The 16971-nt window shown below is 54.1% G+C and carries 15 protein-coding genes and 1 pseudogene; 2 read left to right on the top strand and 14 right to left on the bottom strand.

Annotation, left to right across the window (positions count from 1 at the left end; genetic code table 11):
* Positions 1-139: 139 nt before the first annotated feature.
* A pseudogene (locus AGRI_RS01225) lies at positions 140-1365 on the top strand (Nramp family divalent metal transporter).
* Positions 1366-1477: 112 nt separating this feature from the next.
* Here the strand turns inward: AGRI_RS01225 and AGRI_RS01220 are convergent.
* The 14 genes from AGRI_RS01220 to AGRI_RS01150 form a co-directional block, all read right to left on the bottom strand.
* A complete protein-coding gene (locus AGRI_RS01220; protein WP_008983211.1) occupies positions 1478-2800 on the bottom strand; it encodes an OprD family porin in 1323 nt (440 codons plus the stop codon).
* 22 nt (positions 2801-2822) lie between these two features.
* Positions 2823-4004 (bottom strand): benzoate/H(+) symporter BenE family transporter, encoded by a 1182-nt coding sequence (locus AGRI_RS01215; RefSeq protein ID WP_008983210.1) that lies wholly within the window; start codon positions 4002-4004, stop codon positions 2823-2825.
* Between the two features lie 3 nt (positions 4005-4007).
* Positions 4008-5393: an MFS transporter gene (locus AGRI_RS01210; protein WP_008983209.1), complete on the bottom strand. Its 1386-nt coding sequence runs from the start codon at positions 5391-5393 to the stop codon at positions 4008-4010.
* An 847-nt stretch (positions 5394-6240) separates the two neighbouring features.
* Positions 6241-7020: a 3-oxoadipate enol-lactonase gene (gene pcaD / locus AGRI_RS01200; RefSeq protein ID WP_008983207.1), complete on the bottom strand. Its 780-nt coding sequence runs from the start codon at positions 7018-7020 to the stop codon at positions 6241-6243.
* Entirely contained in the window at positions 7010-8233 is a 1224-nt protein-coding gene (pcaF, locus tag AGRI_RS01195; protein WP_008983206.1) for a 3-oxoadipyl-CoA thiolase, read from the bottom strand. The genes pcaD and pcaF overlap by 11 nt, the downstream gene beginning before the upstream one ends.
* A gap of 16 nt (positions 8234-8249) precedes the next feature.
* Positions 8250-8909: a 3-oxoacid CoA-transferase subunit B gene (locus AGRI_RS01190; protein ID WP_272941529.1), complete on the bottom strand. Its 660-nt coding sequence runs from the start codon at positions 8907-8909 to the stop codon at positions 8250-8252.
* Positions 8910-8917: 8 nt separating this feature from the next.
* Complete coding sequence (locus AGRI_RS01185) at positions 8918-9577, bottom strand: 3-oxoacid CoA-transferase subunit A (RefSeq protein WP_008983205.1); 660 nt, start codon at positions 9575-9577, stop codon at positions 8918-8920.
* A gap of 81 nt (positions 9578-9658) precedes the next feature.
* Positions 9659-10450: a benzoate diol dehydrogenase BenD gene (gene benD, locus AGRI_RS01180; RefSeq protein WP_008983204.1), complete on the bottom strand. Its 792-nt coding sequence runs from the start codon at positions 10448-10450 to the stop codon at positions 9659-9661.
* 1 nt (position 10451) lies between these two features.
* Positions 10452-11471, bottom strand: coding sequence for a benzoate 1,2-dioxygenase electron transfer component BenC (gene benC, locus AGRI_RS01175; protein ID WP_008983203.1), 1020 nt, complete (start codon positions 11469-11471; stop codon positions 10452-10454).
* Between the two features lie 17 nt (positions 11472-11488).
* Positions 11489-11995, bottom strand: a complete 507-nt coding sequence (gene benB, locus AGRI_RS01170; RefSeq protein WP_008983202.1) for a benzoate 1,2-dioxygenase small subunit — start codon at positions 11993-11995, stop codon at positions 11489-11491.
* Complete coding sequence (benA, locus tag AGRI_RS01165) at positions 11992-13362, bottom strand: benzoate 1,2-dioxygenase large subunit (RefSeq protein ID WP_008983201.1); 1371 nt, start codon at positions 13360-13362, stop codon at positions 11992-11994. Before benA ends, benB begins: the two co-directional genes overlap by 4 nt.
* Positions 13363-13496: 134 nt before the next feature.
* Positions 13497-14417: a catechol 1,2-dioxygenase gene (gene catA / locus AGRI_RS01160; protein WP_008983200.1), complete on the bottom strand. Its 921-nt coding sequence runs from the start codon at positions 14415-14417 to the stop codon at positions 13497-13499.
* A gap of 44 nt (positions 14418-14461) precedes the next feature.
* Complete coding sequence (gene catC / locus AGRI_RS01155; RefSeq protein WP_008983199.1) at positions 14462-14752, bottom strand: muconolactone Delta-isomerase; 291 nt, start codon at positions 14750-14752, stop codon at positions 14462-14464.
* Positions 14753-14763: 11 nt separating this feature from the next.
* Positions 14764-15876 (bottom strand): muconate/chloromuconate family cycloisomerase, encoded by a 1113-nt coding sequence (locus AGRI_RS01150; RefSeq protein WP_008983198.1) that lies wholly within the window; start codon positions 15874-15876, stop codon positions 14764-14766.
* Positions 15877-15979: 103 nt separating this feature from the next.
* On the opposite strand from AGRI_RS01150, the gene AGRI_RS01145 reads away from it, so the two are divergent.
* On the top strand, positions 15980-16894 hold the full coding sequence (locus tag AGRI_RS01145; protein ID WP_008983197.1) for a LysR family transcriptional regulator: 915 nt from the start codon (positions 15980-15982) through the stop codon (positions 16892-16894).
* Positions 16895-16971: the final 77 nt, after the last annotated feature.

Below are 16971 nucleotides of genomic sequence, written 5' to 3'. Positions count from 1 at the left end.
AATCATAAAGTTAAGGTGAAAAATAATTTTAATAACCAACAGGAAACCTGCTATCAGGCAACGAAAAGCGAATTAACTGGATCTGCTGCCAGTGCTTCAGTAAAGTCTTGAGTTAACTACTATCTGCTTAGCAACAACTATGTCATCCGTCTTTCGCTTTGGCCCTGCCACCCTGGTTACCGCTGCTTTTATTGGGCCTGGTACCGTAGTTACTGCATCACTGGCCGGTGCTAACTTTGGTTATGCTTTGCTGTGGGCCTTGCTGTTTTCGGTGTTAGCAACGCTGATTTTGCAGGAGATGGCGGCACGATTAGGCATCGTAACCGGTCGGGGCTGGGTGAGAATTTGCGCCAGCAACTGCAGCATCCGCTGCTGCGAGCCTTACTTTATCTGCTGGTTATTGCCGCTATTGTGCTGGGTAACAGTGCCTATCAGGGCGGTAATCTGACTGGTGCCAGCCTGGGTGCTGAAGCCATTTGGGGGGATACCGCCTGGCGACTTGCGCTGACAGAGCACAGCAAGCTGAACCCCTGGGCTTTGCTATTAGGCGCCATCGCTGCGGCGATCCTATGGCAAGGCCGCTATCAGTTAATTGAGCGCTGGTTAATTGGCCTGGTGCTATTAATGAGCCTGGCCTTTATCAGCAGCATGCTGCTAACCCAACCGGCATGGTCGGCCATGCTGCGCGGACTTTTCGTACCGCAACTGCCGGAAGGCGCAACGTTAACGGTGATTGCGCTGGTTGGTACTACCGTTGTGCCCTACTCGCTGTTTTTACATGCCGCCAGTGCGGCCCGTAAATGGCAAACTACCGACAAAGCCCAGGCGCTGGCGGAGTCTGCCGCCGATCTGCGTACTGCTATTCCGCTGGGTGGCCTAATTACTTTGGCAATAGTCTCGACGGCGGCTACCGCATTTTTTGGCAAAGGGCTGACGCTTAGTAACGCCGGTGAGCTGGCACTGTCGCTGGAACCGCTGTTTGGTGCCAGTGCCCGCTATCTGATGGCGCTGGGCTTATTGGCGGCCGGTTTATCATCGGCACTCACGGCGCCACTGGCGGCGGCTTATGCGTTGCAGGGTTTATTGGCACTGAATCCGCAGCAGTTTCGCCTGACCTGGCTGCTGGTAATGCTAATAGGTATTACGGTATCCAGTCTGGGCCTAAAACCTTTAAGCGTGATCTGGTTTGCCCAGGTTGCCAATGGCATTTTATTACCGGTTATTACGCTCTGTCTGTTAGTCGCGGTCAATGCTAAAGCGCTGGGGCGCTATCGCAATAACCGCCGGCAAAATCTGCTGGGCTTTAGCGTGCTGGCTATCACCCTGCTGTTAAGCAGCCGCACGCTCTACCTCGCCCTAAGCTAACTTATCCACACGTCTCCGGTACCGGTAAGAGCTCAGACCTCCGGCCGGTACCGGAGTGCTGTGGATAACTTTGTTAGTTGGCGGGCGCACGCTTTGCGGGTATCACTATGCCTTAGTTAAACGTCAGGTTGTACTGCACAATAATGCGGTTTTCGTCGATATCGGTGCGGTAATTGGCGCGGGCCGTGACATTGCGTAGCCGCAAGCTTAAGCCTTTTAATGCGCCTTGCTGCACGCTGTAAGCCAGATCGAGATCGCGTTCAAAGGCCTCGCCATCAGTTACCGTTCCCACCCGGGCGCCATGACTTTTAATATAGCGCAGGGTGCTGCTTAAACCCGGTATGCCAAAGTGGCTAAAGTCGGTGTCGTAACGCAGTTGCCAGGATTTTTCGCCGGCCGAGGCAAATTCAAAAGTTGGTACTTCGTTACCCAGAATACTGACATTGGCAAATACCCGAGGGAAGGCGCTGTCGCCGCGCATTTGCTGATAACCCATATAGCCGGTATGTGCGCCCTGCTTTAGCGAAAACAGCGCGTAAAAGGCCTGGTTATCCAGCTGGTTTAATAGCGCACGGCCATGCTCCTGCGCCGAAAACACCCCAAGATTGGCTTTAAACTGCAACTGCTGATTCAGTGCAATTTGCTGCTGCCAGTTAAGATAGGCTTGCTGATAGAGATCTTCCAGCTGCGCATACCAAAGCCGCCACTGGCTGTTCGCCGTTAACTGATAATCAGCGCCAAGATAGCGAAAGCTGTCGCTGCTGACCTGGCGCTGCGGCACATGCCCCAGCATAGCCTGTAATTTATCGCGCCCGGCGCGGTTTCGCAGACTAGTACTTTCCAGATAGCCAGCCTGTAATGTTAGCTTGCTGCTCAGCACAGAATGCAAACTGGCACCCTGATAGGTTGGCGGTAATAACCGGATATCGCTATAGGTTAATACCGGCAAATTCGGCAGCAACTCCCCTACTCTTAACTCAGTGCCGCCGGCCTTTAGTTTTAGCGTACCGGCCAGCCGGCCGTAGCTGTCGGCGGCAGTGCCATCGTCGTCCAATGCCAGTAAACCGCTGTTAATTTTGCTGCGACTGCTGTCGAGCTTAACGCCGGCGAAGGCATGCACGTCAAAACCGACCTGCAGCGGCGTCGCACTATAGCCGGATTTAAAGCTTGCCACCGCGCCTTGTGCCCATTCGGTTGCGCGCCGTGGCCCCGGACTTTTAAGATCGCTAAACTCACGCGAGAAATAGTAGTTTCTTAGCTGTAAATCAAGCTTGCTATCCTGCCACAGTGGGGTGATTTCCCCATCAGCCTGTGCGGCATTGGCAATAACAGCTGCAAGACTAAAAACGATATAAGATAAAGACTTAGCTGCTTTAGAGCGGTTTGTTTTGCTAAATTCAGGCCGCACGAAGCCGCCACACATATCATTGCGCATAAAAAATCCTGTCGAAAAAGTATTAGGGTGTTAGTTCATTCTGTTTATAAGTAAGTACAACATGGGTCAGTAAGCCGGCGGTTAGGCCCCAAAAGGCGGCAGCCAGACCGAATAAGCTGACGCCCGAGCTGGTAAGTAGCAAGGTAATCAGGGCGGCTTCGCGGGTTTTGGGCTCTGCCATGGCAGAGTGCAAGGCACCGGCAATAGCACCAAACAACGCCAGCCCGGCTAAGGCCGCAATAAAAGCCCTGGGAAAAGCACTAAACAGTGCCACCAAAGTGCCGCCAAAGATCCCCAGCAGCAGATACGCCACACCACCACTGATACCGGCGATATAGCGCCTGGCCGGATCCGGATGCGCATCTTTGCCAGTGCAGATCGCCGCAGTAATGGCGGCTAGGTTTAAACCATGACAACCAAAGGGCGCCAGCGCTGCACTGCCCAGCGCACTATGGGTTAACAGCGGGCTGGCGGCCAGTGGGTAACCGGCTTGTCGTAGCACTGCCATACCCGGCATAAACTGGCCGCTTAGTGCCACCAGCAATAGCGGCACCGACACATTAAGCAAAGCCTGCAGGCTAAATACCGGCGTAGTCCACACCACTGTGGCTAACTGCCAGCTGATCAGCTTGGTATCGACCTGCCCCTGCCACAATGCTATGGTTAGCCCGGTCAGTAATACCAGCACGATGGCGTAACGCGGTAAAAAGCGCCGCCCCAGCAGATAAGCCAGTAACATTAACAAGACCAGTAGCGGGTTTTGCGGCAATACCCCAAATACCGCCATGCCAAACTGCAGTAAGATGCCACACAACATAGCTGCCGTAATGGCCGGCGGTAACAGCTTTAGCAGCCGGTCAAAGGCACCGGTTAGCCCCAGCAGCAGTAGCAACAACGCGGTCATCAGATAAGCGCCAACGGCTTCGGCATAACTTAATCCCGGTAACAGTGTTAATAGCAGCGCTGAGCCGGGCGCCGACCAGGCGATAATCACCGGCACCTTGTAGTAATAACTGAGGGCAATGCCCAGTACACCACTGCCAATCGAGATGGCCCAGATCCAGGAGCTCAGCAGGGCTGCGGGTAACTCCGCCACAGCGGCAACCTGAAAAATAATCAACAAAGGGCCGGCATAGGAAATCAAGGTCGCGATTAAACCGGCCACCAACGCTGATACTGAGCTATCCCGCAGTAGAGTTCGCATTGCTTATACCCGTTGTTTTTGTAAGACAAAAGCCGGTGCTGCCTTGCCCCTGCGCTGGCTTAATACAAACACCGACATCGCCACAGATGCAATCACGCCGGGTACGGCAAAGGCCAAAAAGTTAAGTTGCAATGGCAGGCTAATCGCCAGCAAAGACCCGCCCAGCAAGGGACCCACTATGGCGCCGTTACGGCCAATTCCCGACGCCCAGCCAAGACCGGTGGAACGGATATTCAGGTTATAGAACTGTGCGGCACAGGCATACAGCAGGATCTGACTGCCAATGGTGGTGGCGCCGGCAATGGCAATCAGTGAATACAGCACAACCATCGGTGGTTTAAAGCCAAGTAAGGTAATAGACACCGCGGCAATAGCAAAAAACACCGCCAATACCTTGGGTAGATTTAGTTTATCACCCAGTACACCGCCACCGACCGCACCAAAGATGGCACCAAAATTCAGTACCAGCAGGAAGGCTAAACTGGAGCCCAGACTATAGCCGGCATTGGCCATTAACTTCGGTAACCAGGAACCCAGCGCATACACCATCAGCAAGCAGCAGAAAAACGCCAGCCACAGCATCAGGGTGCCCAGCGCACGACCGTCGGTAAATAGCTCTTTAACCGGTTTACCAGCAGGTTTATTGTCGGCCAAAAGCAATTCGGATTGCGTGGTTAATGACAACGCCGGCTCTACCTTTTTCAGCATTTGCCGCGCTTCGCTATGACGGCCGCGTTTAATTAAAAAGCCAACCGACTCAGGCAGTAACAGCATAATCAACGGCAGTAATAACAGCGGAATGCCGGCAAGATAGAACATAACTTCCCAGCCAAAGTTGGGCAAAAGCCAAATGCCGAGGCCGGCCGACAACATGCCGCCTACCGAATAGCCGCTAAACATAATAGCAACCAGGGTGCTGCGGATTTTCTTCGGCGCATATTCGTTCATTAACGCCACCACATTGGGCATTACGCCGCCAATACCTAAACCGGCGATAAAGCGGCAGATGGCAAATTCGGTGACATCACGGGCAAAGCCGTTTAAAAAGGTAAAGCCGCTGAATAGCACCACACAGATGGCGATGGCTTTTTTGCGGCCAATTTTGTCGGCCAGCGGACCAAAAAACAGTGCACCGAACATCATGCCAAACAATGCATAGCTGCCAAGGGCACCGGCTTGCATCGGGGTAAGTTGCCATTCCTGCATCAGTACCGGCAGCACGACACCGTATATCACCAGATCGTAGCCGTCGAAGATAATAATCAGTGCACAGAGTAGCAGTACCCGCCAGTGAAAGCGGTTAAAGCGGGCGTTGTCGATGGTTTGGTTGACATCGAGCCTGTTGTCGGGCCGGTTACTGCCGGCAGGGTGTATTGTTGTGTTTGGCATTGCGGTGTTCTCTCTATCTTCCTGTTGATGGATAGGCTGGCGAGGCAACCCTATCGGTATGGTGTATTTTTCACCATTAACCAGAAGATACGCTGCTTATAGCGTGATAATCCAACACCGAATCAGTATGTCACTATACCGAGAAAGTATGGAAAACTATTGCTATTCGGGTTTGGATATGCATGAAAAACAGGCAGGGTTATTGTTGATTGCAGAATGGTGTTACCCATCCTTGAGTGGTAATGCAGATCTGCAGCTTCGATAAGTTCGTTTTAGTCGAACCGCCAGGCTGCTTGCAGCCGATATTGCACACAAAGACGCCGTAAATACATCCCTGTAGGCTCCTGTCCGGCATCCATGCCGTACACGCTTTGTTTAGCAATATCGGCTCGCTGCCTGGCTACAAAGGTTTTACTTGCAACACAAACCGGGTATTTTTCGAGATTGCGAGACAGCTGACCAACGTTGTAACGCATTCTGCAGGAGCATTTGCAGCGAACCGCCAGGCTGCTTACAGCCGATATTGCACGCAAAGACGCCGTGAACCCGTCCATGGGGGCTCCTCTTTCGCATCCATGCGAAAGACGCTTTGCTTAGCAATATCGGCTCGCTGCCTGGCTGCAAAGGTTTTACTTATAGCATCTGGAGAAGTTTTTTAGCGCTGTTGAATCCTATATGGACTACAAAAGTGGTCAAACGAGGCGGTAAATGCATAGTGCACTTTTCTGGGGACGTCTTTTTCAGGGATGAAAAAGAGGAGCCCCCAGGGATGGGTTCACGGCGTGCCCCAGGAAAGTTGTACGGCGCGTTTAGCCGCCGGATGCACTTATCCTGACGCTGCTGGATACTAGCTCCGCAAAAACTGACTTAGCGCCCGGTTAAAGGCTGCAGGTTGTTCCAGATTGGAGATATGCGAGGCTTTTAACGATACCAGCCTGGCACTAGGGCAAGCCTGTACAATCGCCTCGGCGTCTGCCACTGTGGTTACCGGATCGGCACTACCGGCGATAACCAACAACGGCAACTGGATCCGTGACAGATCCGCGCGTAAATCTGCCTCGGCCAGGGCATCGCAGCAGGCGGCATAACCTTCTTTATCTTGCTCAGCTAAAGTATCCGTTAACTGCTCAACTAAAGCGGCATGCTTGCGAATAAAGCCCGGGGTAAACCAGCGCTGCGGCGCTGATGTTGCAAGCTCTGCCAGGCCTTGTTCACGCACCGCTGCTGCCCTGCTCTGCCAGCCTTCTTTTGTGCCGATTTTCGCCGCGGTATTAGCTACGACGATCTTTAAAAACCGCTCCGGCGCATAGACTGCCAACCATAGCCCGGTTAAGCCGCCCATCGAAATGCCGCAAAAATGCGCCTTTTTAATGCCAAGCGCGCCCAAAACGCATAGTGCGTCCTGCCCCAGCCGGGTCAGGCTGTAAGGACCGGCGGGTTTATCCGACTCGCCGTGCCCGCGGCTGTCGTAGCTAATCAGATAAAAGTGTTTCGTCAGAGCCGCCAGTTGCGGCTGCCACATTTGCCAGCGGGTACCCAGCGAGTTGGATAGCAGCAGCGCCGGATTGGCCGGATCACCGGCAGTTTGATAGTAAAGTTGCACCCTATCGTCGGTTTTAACGAACATCTGCTGCCTCCAGCCGTTCGATAATCATGGCGATGCCCTGACCGACGCCGATACACATGGTGCATAAACCATAACGACCACCGCTACGTTCCAGCTGCTGTAAAGCGCTGATGACCAGCCGCGCGCCGGATGCGCCCAGTGGATGACCGAGCGCAATAGCGCCGCCATTAGGGTTGACTCTGGCGTCATCATCGGCCAGGCCCAGATCGCGGGTAACTGCCAGTGCCTGCGCGGCAAAGGCTTCGTTTAGCTCAATGACATCCATTTGCTGCAGAGCAAGCCCGGTTAACGCCAGCACCTTTTTTACTGCCGGTGCCGGGCCAAAGCCCATAATCCGTGGCGCAACACCGGCGACGGCGGTACCTAAAATGCGGGCGCGCGGCGTCAGTTGCTGCGCTTTGACAGCCGCTGCCGAGGCCAGTAACAGTGCACAGGCACCATCGTTGACGCCGGAAGCATTACCAGCCGTGACCGTGCCGCTGGCTTTGACTACCGGCTTTAACTTTTGTAATGCTGCCAGGGTGGTATCCGGGCGCAGGTGTTCGTCTTCGCTGATGACTAACGGCTCGCCTTTACGCTGTGGGATCAATACCGGCGTAATTTCTGCCGCCAGAATACCGGCATGTTGTGCTGCGGCGGCGCGCTGTTGGCTGCGCAGTGCAAAAGCGTCCTGATCGGCGCGGTTGATATTAAAATCTTCGGCGACATTTTCGGCGGTGGCGGGCATCGCATCCACGCCATGCAATTCTGCCATTAGCGGATTGATAAAGCGCCAGCCGATGGTGGTGTCTTCAATTTTTTGATTGCGCGAAAAAGCGCTGTCGGCTTTACCCATCACAAAGGGCGCCCGCGACATACTTTCCACGCCACCGGCAATCAATAATTGCTGCTCGCCACTTTTAATAGCGCGGGCAGCAATAGCAATCGCATCCAGACTGGAGCCACAGAGCCGGTTAACGGTAGTACCCGGCACTTCGACCGGCAAGCCGGCCAGTAAGGCTGCCATTCGCGCTACGTTGCGGTTATCTTCACCGGCCTGATTGGCGCAGCCATAGACCACATCATCCACTGCCTGCCAGTTAACCTGCGGCTGGCGGGCCATTAAGGCTTTAATCGGGACCGCGGCCAAATCATCGGCGCGTACGGCAGCTAAGGCACCACCAAAACGGCCAAAGGGCGTACGGATGGCATCACAAATATAGACTTCACTCATCGTTAGCTCCTAGGGCTTACTGACAGTTAGCGGAAAATTGCAGTGCAGCACCGGTCATCGCCTGCAACTGCTCACGGGTAATGCCCGGTACCATTTCCTGTACCAGCAGGCCCTGTGGTGTCACATCAATCACCGCCAGATCAGTGTAAATGCGATCGACACAGCCGACGCCGGTCAGCGGATAGCTGCAGCGCTCAACAATTTTCGGCTCGCCTTTTTTGGTGACATGATCGGTAGTAACAAAGACTTTGCGCGCGCCCACGGCTAAATCCATGGCACCGCCTACAGCCGGAATGGCATCAGCAGCACCGGTATGCCAGTTGGCCAGATCGCCATTGGCGGCGATTTGAAAGGCACCGAGTACGCAAATATCGATATGGCCGCCGCGCATCATGGTAAAGGAATCGCCATGATGGAAATAACAACCACCGGTTAGCAAGGTAACAAACTCCTTGCCGGCGTTAATCAGCTCCGGATCTTCTTCGCCCGGCGCTGGTGCCGGACCCATGCCCAGCAGGCCGTTTTCGCTGTGTAAAAAGATTTCTTTTTCCGGATCGAGAAAGTTGGCAATCCGCGTTGGTAAGCCGATGCCGAGGTTGACATAGCTACCTTCCGGAATATCGCGGGCAACCCGCGCCGCCAGTTGATCACGGCTTAATGGCTGATAGGTCATCATGCGGCTCCTTATACTGCAACCAGTTGTTGAACAAAGATGCCGGGCGTTACCACCTGCTCCGGATCCAGCGCGCCCAGCGGCACAATTTCGCTAACCTGAGCAATGGTGACCTTAGCCGCGGCGGCCATAATGGGGCCGAAATTACGCGCGGTTTTACGGTACACCAGGTTGCCCCAGCGATCGCCCTGCTGTGCTTTAATCAGCGCAAAGTCGGCACTGATCGGGTATTCCAGCACATAGTGTTTACCATTGATTTCGCGGGTTTCTTTGCCTTCGGCCAGCAAGGTGCCGTAGCCGGTAGGGGTAAACACTGCGCCAAGGCCTGAACCTGCGGCCTGAATCCGGCAAGCCAGGTTGCCCTGTGGCACTAATTCCAGCTCTATCTCGCCGGCACGGTACAGCGCATCGAACTCATAGGAGTCGGACTGACGCGGGAAAGAGCAGATAATCTTTTTCACCCGGCGGGCTTTTAACAGTGCCGCCAGCCCGGTGTCGCCGTTACCGGCGTTGTTATTAACAATGGTAAGCTCGCGCGCGCCCTGAGCGATTAAGGCATCAATCAGCTCAGCCGGCTGGCCGGCGCTACCAAAGCCGCCAATCATCACCGTTGCGCCATCGTAAATTTTCGCCACCGCGTCAGCGGCGGTCGCCACAGTTTTATCTATCATCTGTTCACCTGCTTCGCTGTGCCAGCAACTGGCAAAGCTTAAGTTAAAGAGTTATCGGCGCTGGTTCGCCCTGTTTGCCGCTTAGCCCTGATCGCCGCCACCGACCGGCAAGACGGTGCCGGTAATGTAAGAGGCCTGTTCCGAGGCCAGGAATAAAATCGCCTGCACCTGCTCGTTAATGCTGCCGTAGCGCTTCATCAGGCTCGATTCGATGGTCTGATCGACAATTTGCTGATACCAGATCTGCTCGTCGGCACTCAGTGGTTTGGGGTTGCGCGGCACTTTGCGTGGTGGCGCTTCGGTACCGCCGGTGGCGACCGCATTGACCCGGATGCCATCCGCCGCATGCTCAAATGCCAGACTGGCGGTTAACGCATTAACCCCGCCTTTGGCAGCCGAATAGGGAATGCGGTTAATACCGCGGGTGGCAATTGATGACACGTTAACGATGGCCCCGCCTTGCTGCGCCAGCATCGTTGGCAATACTGCACGACAACTCCATAAGGTCGGCATTAAGGAGCGGCGGATTTCCGCTTCAATTTCATCCGGCTGATAGTGCTGATATGGCTTGGCCCAGATGGTGCCGCCAACGTTATTGATCAATACATCAATGCGGCCAAACTGTGTCAGCGCCGCCTGCACCATTTGCTCGGCACCGCTCCAGCTTTCCAGATCAGCTTCCACGGTCAGAACATCGCTGTCAGCCAGGCCGGTTGCGGCTTTAATTTCCGCGGCCACCTCCGGCAAAAAGCTGGCGCGGTCAACCAATACCAGCTTGGCGGCTTCCTGTGCCAGCGCTTCGGCGACACCTCGGCCGATGCCCTGGGCTGCGCCGGTAACCAGGACGACTTTATTTAAAAAGCGTGCGTTCATCTTAAGCTCCGACACTGGCCGAGAATTTCTCGTAGTGGAAACTTACCGGGGTGATTTGTGCGGTATTCAGCCAGTTGCGTACCGCATCCACCATCGCCACCGGGCCGCACAGATAGATATCGACATCGCCCTGATTGAGCCAGGTGTCGTCAATATGCGCCGTAACATAGCCCTTGCGCGGGTGCTGACTGGCGTCGCTGGCCACCACAGTGCGATAGTCAAACCAGCTATGCGTGGCTTTAAAAGCATCTAGTTTGTCCAGCTCAACTAAATCCTGATCATGGGTTACGCCAAATACCAGGTTGACCGGATAAGCACTGCCGGTTTGCGCCAGCACATCCAGCATCGCCATAAAGGGCGCAATGCCGGTACCGCCAGCCAGCATCAGTACCGGCCGTTGTACTGGTCGCAGATAAAAGCTGCCGTAAGGGCCGCTAAAGCTCATGGCCTGGCCAACTTTCGCACTGTCAGTTAAAAAGCTGCTCATCAGGCCGCCCGGGACATTACGTACGATAAAGCTGACGCTATCCTGCCCCGGGCCGGAGCTAAACGAATAGGCACGGCTATCCTGGGTGCCCGGTACGGCGACCTTAACGTATTGCCCGGCGAGAAAACTTAGCGCAGCAGGTTGCTCTGGCGCAATAGTAAAGCAAATGGTTGAATCGCTCGGCTGGCTAAGCGCCGTCAGGGTGCCGGCGAATTCGGCCATGCCGGTTTTACAGCTGGTCGACGAAGCCGGAATTTGCACCACGCAATCAGACTTAGGCCGCATCTGACAGCCCAGAATATAGCCTTGTGCGGCTTCTTCCGGGGTTAGCGCATCTTCGATATACAGCTCAGGCGGCATCTCGTACTTGCCCGACTCACAAAAGCCGCGGCAGGTACCGCAGGCGCCGTCACGGCAGTCCAGCGGAATATTAATTTTCTGGCGGTAAGCAGCATCGGATAGCAGCTCGCCGTTTTTGCAGTCGATAAAGCGGGTGACACCGTCTTCAAACTGTAAGGCAATACGAAAGGTCATAGCAGGCTCCCCGGCAATTAAATATGATAAATATCAATAACCTGATGGATATAATCGTTTTTCAGCACCACATACTTGTCGCGGATTTTCGGGCTATCGCCACTAAAATCAATCACATAACGCGACATGCCAAAGTGGCTGAACGTGGTTTTGTAGCGATGACTCAGGGTGTGCCAGTTAAAACGCACCGTGACTAAATCGCCCTGCTGCGCTACCACTTCGATATTGCTCAGGTTATGGCTGGTGCGGGTATCCGGCATGGTAGCGCTGGAACGTTCGGTTTTGATTCGGAACACCCGATCTTCCAAACCGGCGCGGTTTGGATAATAGATCAGCGAAATTTCGGTCTGCGGATCGGTAACCAGTTTGTCGTCGTCATCCCAGGAAGGCATCCAGAACTGCGCCTCATCGTGATAACACTGCAGCCAGTCATCCCATTGTTCGTCATCAAGCAGACGCGCCTCGCGGTATAAAAAGGCACAAAGTTGCTGATAATCAACCGCGCTATTACTCAGCTTATTCATACTTTGCCTCCTTCTTTGGCCAGAGCGTCTTGCATTACTTTTAACCAGTAGCTGTGCTGTACTGTGTATAAGCCTTCATCTTCGGTTTTCAGGCCACTCATCACCGGCTTTAAACCAATTTCCTGTGCGGCCTGATCCGCGCCCTGGATCCAGTGCGTGGCACCGCGACACATATCGTTCCACTCCATCACCTTGCCGGCATAACCCTGCTGACAGGCGCGGAATTCTTCCAAATCGTCCGGAGTGGCCATGCCACTGACGTTAAAGAAATCTTCGTACTGGCGGATGCGGCGGGCGCGGGCCTCTGGCGCTTCGCCTTTAGGTGCAATGCAATAGATGGTAACTTCGGTTTTATCCACGCTTAGTGGCCGTAACAGACGGATTTGGCTGCCGAACTGATCCATCAGGTAGACGTTCGGATACAGACACAGGTTGCGCGAGCGCTGGATCATCCAATCGGCTGTGTGCTGACCAAATTTGTCGGCAAATTCCTGATAACGCGGAAAATTCGGCCGATCTTCCGGGTTGGCCCAGTTGGTCCACAGCAACATGTGGCCCTGTTCAAAGGCATAGAAGCCACCGCCCTGCTGGCCCCAACGGCCGGCGTCCATCGCTTTGATATTGTCTTCACGCTTGGCGGCTTCTTCTTTACGGCGGTTGGTGGTCGCGGCATAGTTCCAGTGCACGGCGGAAACGTGGTAACCGTCGGCGCCATTTTCAGCCTGCAGTTTCCAGTTACCATCAAAGGTATAGGTAGAGGAGCCGCGCAGCACTTCTAAGCCATCGGCTGATTGATCAACAATCATATCGATGATTTTCGCCGCTTCACCCAAAAACTCCGCCAGTGGGGCGATGTCCGGGTTCAGACTGCCGAATAAAAAGCCCCGGTAGCTTTCAAAGCGCGCCACTTTTTTCAGATCGTGCGAGCCTTCTTTGTTAAAGCACTCTGAGTAACCGGCATCAAGCGGATCTTTAACCTTTAACAGCTTACCGCTGTTATTAAAGGTCCAGCCGTGAAACGGACAGGTAAAGGTGGCTTTGTTGCCTTTTTTATGCCGGCACAGCTGGGCACCACGGTGGCTGCAGGCGTTAATAAAGGCGTTCAGCTCGCCGGCGCGGTTGCGGGCAATAAAGATTGGCTGCCGGCCAATATAGGTACTGTAGTAGTCATTGGTATCTGGGATCTGGCTTTCATGGGCCAGGTAAATCCAGTTACCTTCGAAGATATATTTCATTTCCAGCTCAAATAAACGCTGGTCGGTAAAGGCGCTGCGATGCAGCCGGTAGTCGCCTTTGGCGTGATCTTCAATTAAAAAGTCGTTCAGGGTGCGCTCGTTTAGCGGCCGGTCCGGATCGATCATATACATGGTGTGTTACCTCAAAATCAGTTTCATATAGCCTGAAAAAAGGCGCAGCAGTCTCTACTATGGCTTACCCAACTGCTGCGCCAAGGGAACCCGGTTAGAACCAGGAGTTAACTCCTGGCGAACTAAGCCTAAGCTCAGGCCTGGGCGCGACGCCGCTCAACTTCTGTCGTTGGCGCGGCCGCCACTTCTGCATTTAAGTGGAAGTCAAAATCAATTGAGGCGAACGGTTTGCTGACACCATGCTTGGCCAGTTCAGCCGGATCGCTGACTTCAACCACCGGCGGCACCAGGCCTTCACGACTGGCAAAGGCAAAGTCATCCCACAGGTATTCGTCGCCGTCGATATTGATTTGGGTGGTCAGTTTGCGATGACCGGCGGCGCTGACAAAAAAGTGGATATGGGCCGGGCGCTGACCGTGACGACCTAATAACCCCAGTAATTTGGCGGTGCTGCCATTTGGCGGACAGCCGTAGCCTTTAGGTACGATGCTCTGGAACTGATAACGGCCGTTGTCGTCAGTAATGATGGTGCGGCGCAGGTTAAAATCAGACTGCGATTTATCAAAGAATGAGTAGTTACCGAGCAGGTTGGCATGCCAAACTTCAACCTGGCTGTTCGGCAGCGGCTTGCCATCGGCGCCATAGACGGTGCCCTGCATAAACAACACCTTGCCTTGCTCAGACTCAGTACCGTCATCCAGTCGCGCAAAGCCCTTGGCAACAGGCGCACCGGCCACATACAGCGGACCTTCGATAGTACGTGGCGTGCCACCGGTGATACCAAGCTTGGCTTCGGCTTCGTCAAAACGGATATCGAGGAAGCGATCTAAGCCGATGCCCGGGGCAATTAAGCCCAGCTCCATGCGGCCGCCGGCTTCCTGCAGAAACTCTAAGCCCTTCCATACTTCGCTGGCGCTAAGATCCAGATCTTCAATCGCTTTGAATAAGTCACTTACCAAGCGCAGTACAATTTGCTGTACCCGCGGGTTCGCTGCAGATTGGGCGGCGTCGATAATAAAGCCTTTTACTAACTGGTCAATTTCGTTATGTGTCATGGTGTTGTCCCCTGTCGGTATCAAATTATTAGTGAGAGCGTGGTTTAACGGTCGTCGTCATGGATCGAGGACGGATGCCGGCATAGCGGTGTGACCTCAATCTGCATAAAGGGATACAGCGGCAACGACAGCAGCAGGTTGTGCAGCTCTTCGTTACTGGCTACATCAAAAATACTGGTGTTGGCATACTGGCCGGCAATGCGCCATAGATGGCGCCATTTGCCACTTTGCTGCAGTTGCTGCGCCAGCGCTTTTTCGCGGCTTTTGAGGTCGTTGACCTCGGTTTCGCTTAAATGGGCGGGGATGCTTACATCCATCCGTACTTGAAATAACATGCTAAAGCTCCTTAAGCCGGGCGACGCCAGGCAGCAATTTTGTCAAGATCCAGCGCCAGCCCCAGACCCGGAGTGGTCGGCAGTTGCAGCGCAAAATCACGGTATTGCAGTGGCTCGGCCAGAATGTCCTGCTTTAGCAGCAGCGGGCCGAACAATTCGGTACCAAATTCCAGCTCATCGAAGGTGGCGAACAGTTGGGCCGAGGCCATAGTGCCAACAGCGCCTTCCAGCATGGTGCCGCCGTACAGGCTAATGCCGGCTAAACGGGCGATGGTGCCAAGCTCTTTGGCCTGGGTCAGGCCGCCGGACTGAGCAATTTTTACCGCAAACACATCAGCGGCATTCAGGCGGGCCACTTCCCACGCATCCTGCGGGCCGTTTAGGGTTTCGTCGGCCATAATGGCCACGCTAAAGCGCTGTGCCAGCCGTGCCATGCCGGCGCGGTTTTCCGCTTTTAGTGGCTGCTCAATTAAGTCGATACCACCATCCTGTAACTGCTGGATCGCGGTGGTGGCCTGCAGTTCAGACCAGGCCTGGTTGACGTCAACGCGGATACTGACGTCAGCACCGAGCGCTTTTTTAATCGCCAGTACATGGTTAACGTCGTGCTGAATGCTGTTTAAACCGATTTTCAGTTTGAAGCTGTTATGGCGGCGCAAGTCGAGCATCATCTGCGCTTCATCGATATCCTTGACGGTATCGCCGCTGGCCAGAGTCCAGAGCACCGGTACGCTGTCACGCAGGCGGCCACCTAAAAGTTCGCTCATTGGCACACTCAAACGCTGTGCCTGAATATCCAGCAGCGCAGTTTCCAGCGCACATTTGGCAAAACGGTTGCCGCGGATATTTTTGCGCAGGCGGTACATCAGGGCGCCGACCTGACGCTCATCTTGCTGCAGTAATAAGGGCGCGATATGCTGGCGAATATTCACCGCTACGCTTTCCGGGCTTTCGTCGCCATATTTCAGGCCGCCGATGGTGGTCGCTTCGCCCCAGCCGCTGTAACCGTCGTCAGTTTGGATTTGCACCAGTACCAGAGTTTGGGTGCTCATCGTCGCTACCGACAACTTGTGGGGCCGGATGGTCGGGATATCTATCAGAATTGTTTCAATCGCCTTGATCATATCGTTTCGGTATAGTTAAATCGGATAACCGGACAATACTTCGGCGTTAATCGCAGTTCCAACACTATGTTGGTATCAACTCCATACCAAAAAGGTATAAAAGATGGAAATTCGGCATTTACGGTATTTTGTCGCAGTGGCAGAAGAGCAGAATTTTACCCGCGCGGCGGAGCGGCTTTTTATTGCCCAGCCGCCACTTAGCCGGCAAATTCAGCAATTAGAAGATGAGCTGGGCGTCAGCTTATTCGAACGCAGCAGCCGGCCATTGCAGCTGACCGAAGCCGGTAAATTTTTATATACCCATGCCAAACGGCTGCTGGCCAAAAGTGCTGAAATCAAAACCATGACGCAGCGGGTTGGCAAAATTGAGCGCAGTTTATCGATTGGTTTTGTTGCCACTACGCTGTATGGCTTGCTGCCGCGGATTATCCGCCAGTTTCGCGAGCAACATGCCAACGTAGAGCTGACCCTGCACGAAATGACCACCTCAGAGCAGATTGAAGCGCTAAAAGCCGGCAAAATTGATGTTGGCTTTGGTCGCTTAAGGGTCGAGGATCCCAGTATCCGGCGTATTTTGCTGCGCGAAGAGCCGCTAATGGTAGCGCTGCCTTCCTCGCATGCACTGGCCCAAAAAGGCCAGAAGCTGACGCTGCGTGATCTGATTGATCAGCCTTTATTGGTGTTCCCAAAGCAGCCGCGACCGAGCTTTGCCGACCAGATCCTGGCGCTGTTTTATGATCGCGGCTTAACGCCGAATAAGGTGATTGAAGTGCGGGAGTTGCAAATTGCTATCGGTTTAGTCGCCGCCGGTGAAGGCCTGACGATAGTACCCAGCAGTATGCATGCCTTTATCCGCCAGGATGTCAGTTATCTGGATCTGGACGAGCAGCGCGCGGTGTCGCCAGTAATTATGAGTATCCGCATGGGCGAACAATCGGATGATTTAAAAGCATTATTGCAAAACATCTACCAGGTATACGAAGACGAGCGCATCCGCTATATCCGCGAAGAGCTGTAACTTATCCAAACGTCTCCGGTACCGGCCGGAGGTCTGAGCTCTTACCGGTACCGGAGACGTTTGATGTAGCGCAGGCT

It is taken from the genome of Alishewanella agri BL06, from assembly GCF_000272005.1.
GTDB classification, from domain to species: Bacteria; Pseudomonadota; Gammaproteobacteria; order Enterobacterales; family Alteromonadaceae; genus Alishewanella; species Alishewanella agri.
Note: the sequence above shows the minus strand (reverse complement) of the source record. Positions and strands in the feature narration are given on the sequence as shown.

Bases quoted from the DNA above. Each gene is read 5' to 3' on its own strand.
- pcaD (WP_008983207.1), bottom strand. From the start codon at position 7,020: ATGTTCGTTAAAACCGACGATAGGGTGCAACTTTACTATCAAACTGCC.
- benB (WP_008983202.1), bottom strand. From the start codon at position 11,995: ATGAATAAGCTGAGTAATAGCGCGGTTGATTATCAGCAACTTTGTGCC.
- AGRI_RS01185 (WP_008983205.1), bottom strand. From the start codon at position 9,577: ATGATAGATAAAACTGTGGCGACCGCCGCTGACGCGGTGGCGAAAATT.
- AGRI_RS01215 (WP_008983210.1), bottom strand. From the start codon at position 4,004: ATGCGAACTCTACTGCGGGATAGCTCAGTATCAGCGTTGGTGGCCGGT.
- AGRI_RS01190 (WP_272941529.1), bottom strand. From the start codon at position 8,909: ATGATGACCTATCAGCCATTAAGCCGTGATCAACTGGCGGCGCGGGTT.
- benC (WP_008983203.1), bottom strand. From the start codon at position 11,471: ATGACCTTTCGTATTGCCTTACAGTTTGAAGACGGTGTCACCCGCTTT.
- benD (WP_008983204.1), bottom strand. From the start codon at position 10,450: ATGAACGCACGCTTTTTAAATAAAGTCGTCCTGGTTACCGGCGCAGCC.
- pcaF (WP_008983206.1), bottom strand. From the start codon at position 8,233: ATGAGTGAAGTCTATATTTGTGATGCCATCCGTACGCCCTTTGGCCGT.
- AGRI_RS01220 (WP_008983211.1), bottom strand. From the start codon at position 2,800: ATGCGCAATGATATGTGTGGCGGCTTCGTGCGGCCTGAATTTAGCAAA.
- AGRI_RS01150 (WP_008983198.1), bottom strand. From the start codon at position 15,876: ATGATCAAGGCGATTGAAACAATTCTGATAGATATCCCGACCATCCGG.
- benA (WP_008983201.1), bottom strand. From the start codon at position 13,362: ATGTATATGATCGATCCGGACCGGCCGCTAAACGAGCGCACCCTGAAC.
- catA (WP_008983200.1), bottom strand. From the start codon at position 14,417: ATGACACATAACGAAATTGACCAGTTAGTAAAAGGCTTTATTATCGAC.
- AGRI_RS01145 (WP_008983197.1), top strand. From the start codon at position 15,980: ATGGAAATTCGGCATTTACGGTATTTTGTCGCAGTGGCAGAAGAGCAG.
- catC (WP_008983199.1), bottom strand. From the start codon at position 14,752: ATGTTATTTCAAGTACGGATGGATGTAAGCATCCCCGCCCATTTAAGC.
- AGRI_RS01210 (WP_008983209.1), bottom strand. From the start codon at position 5,393: ATGCCAAACACAACAATACACCCTGCCGGCAGTAACCGGCCCGACAAC.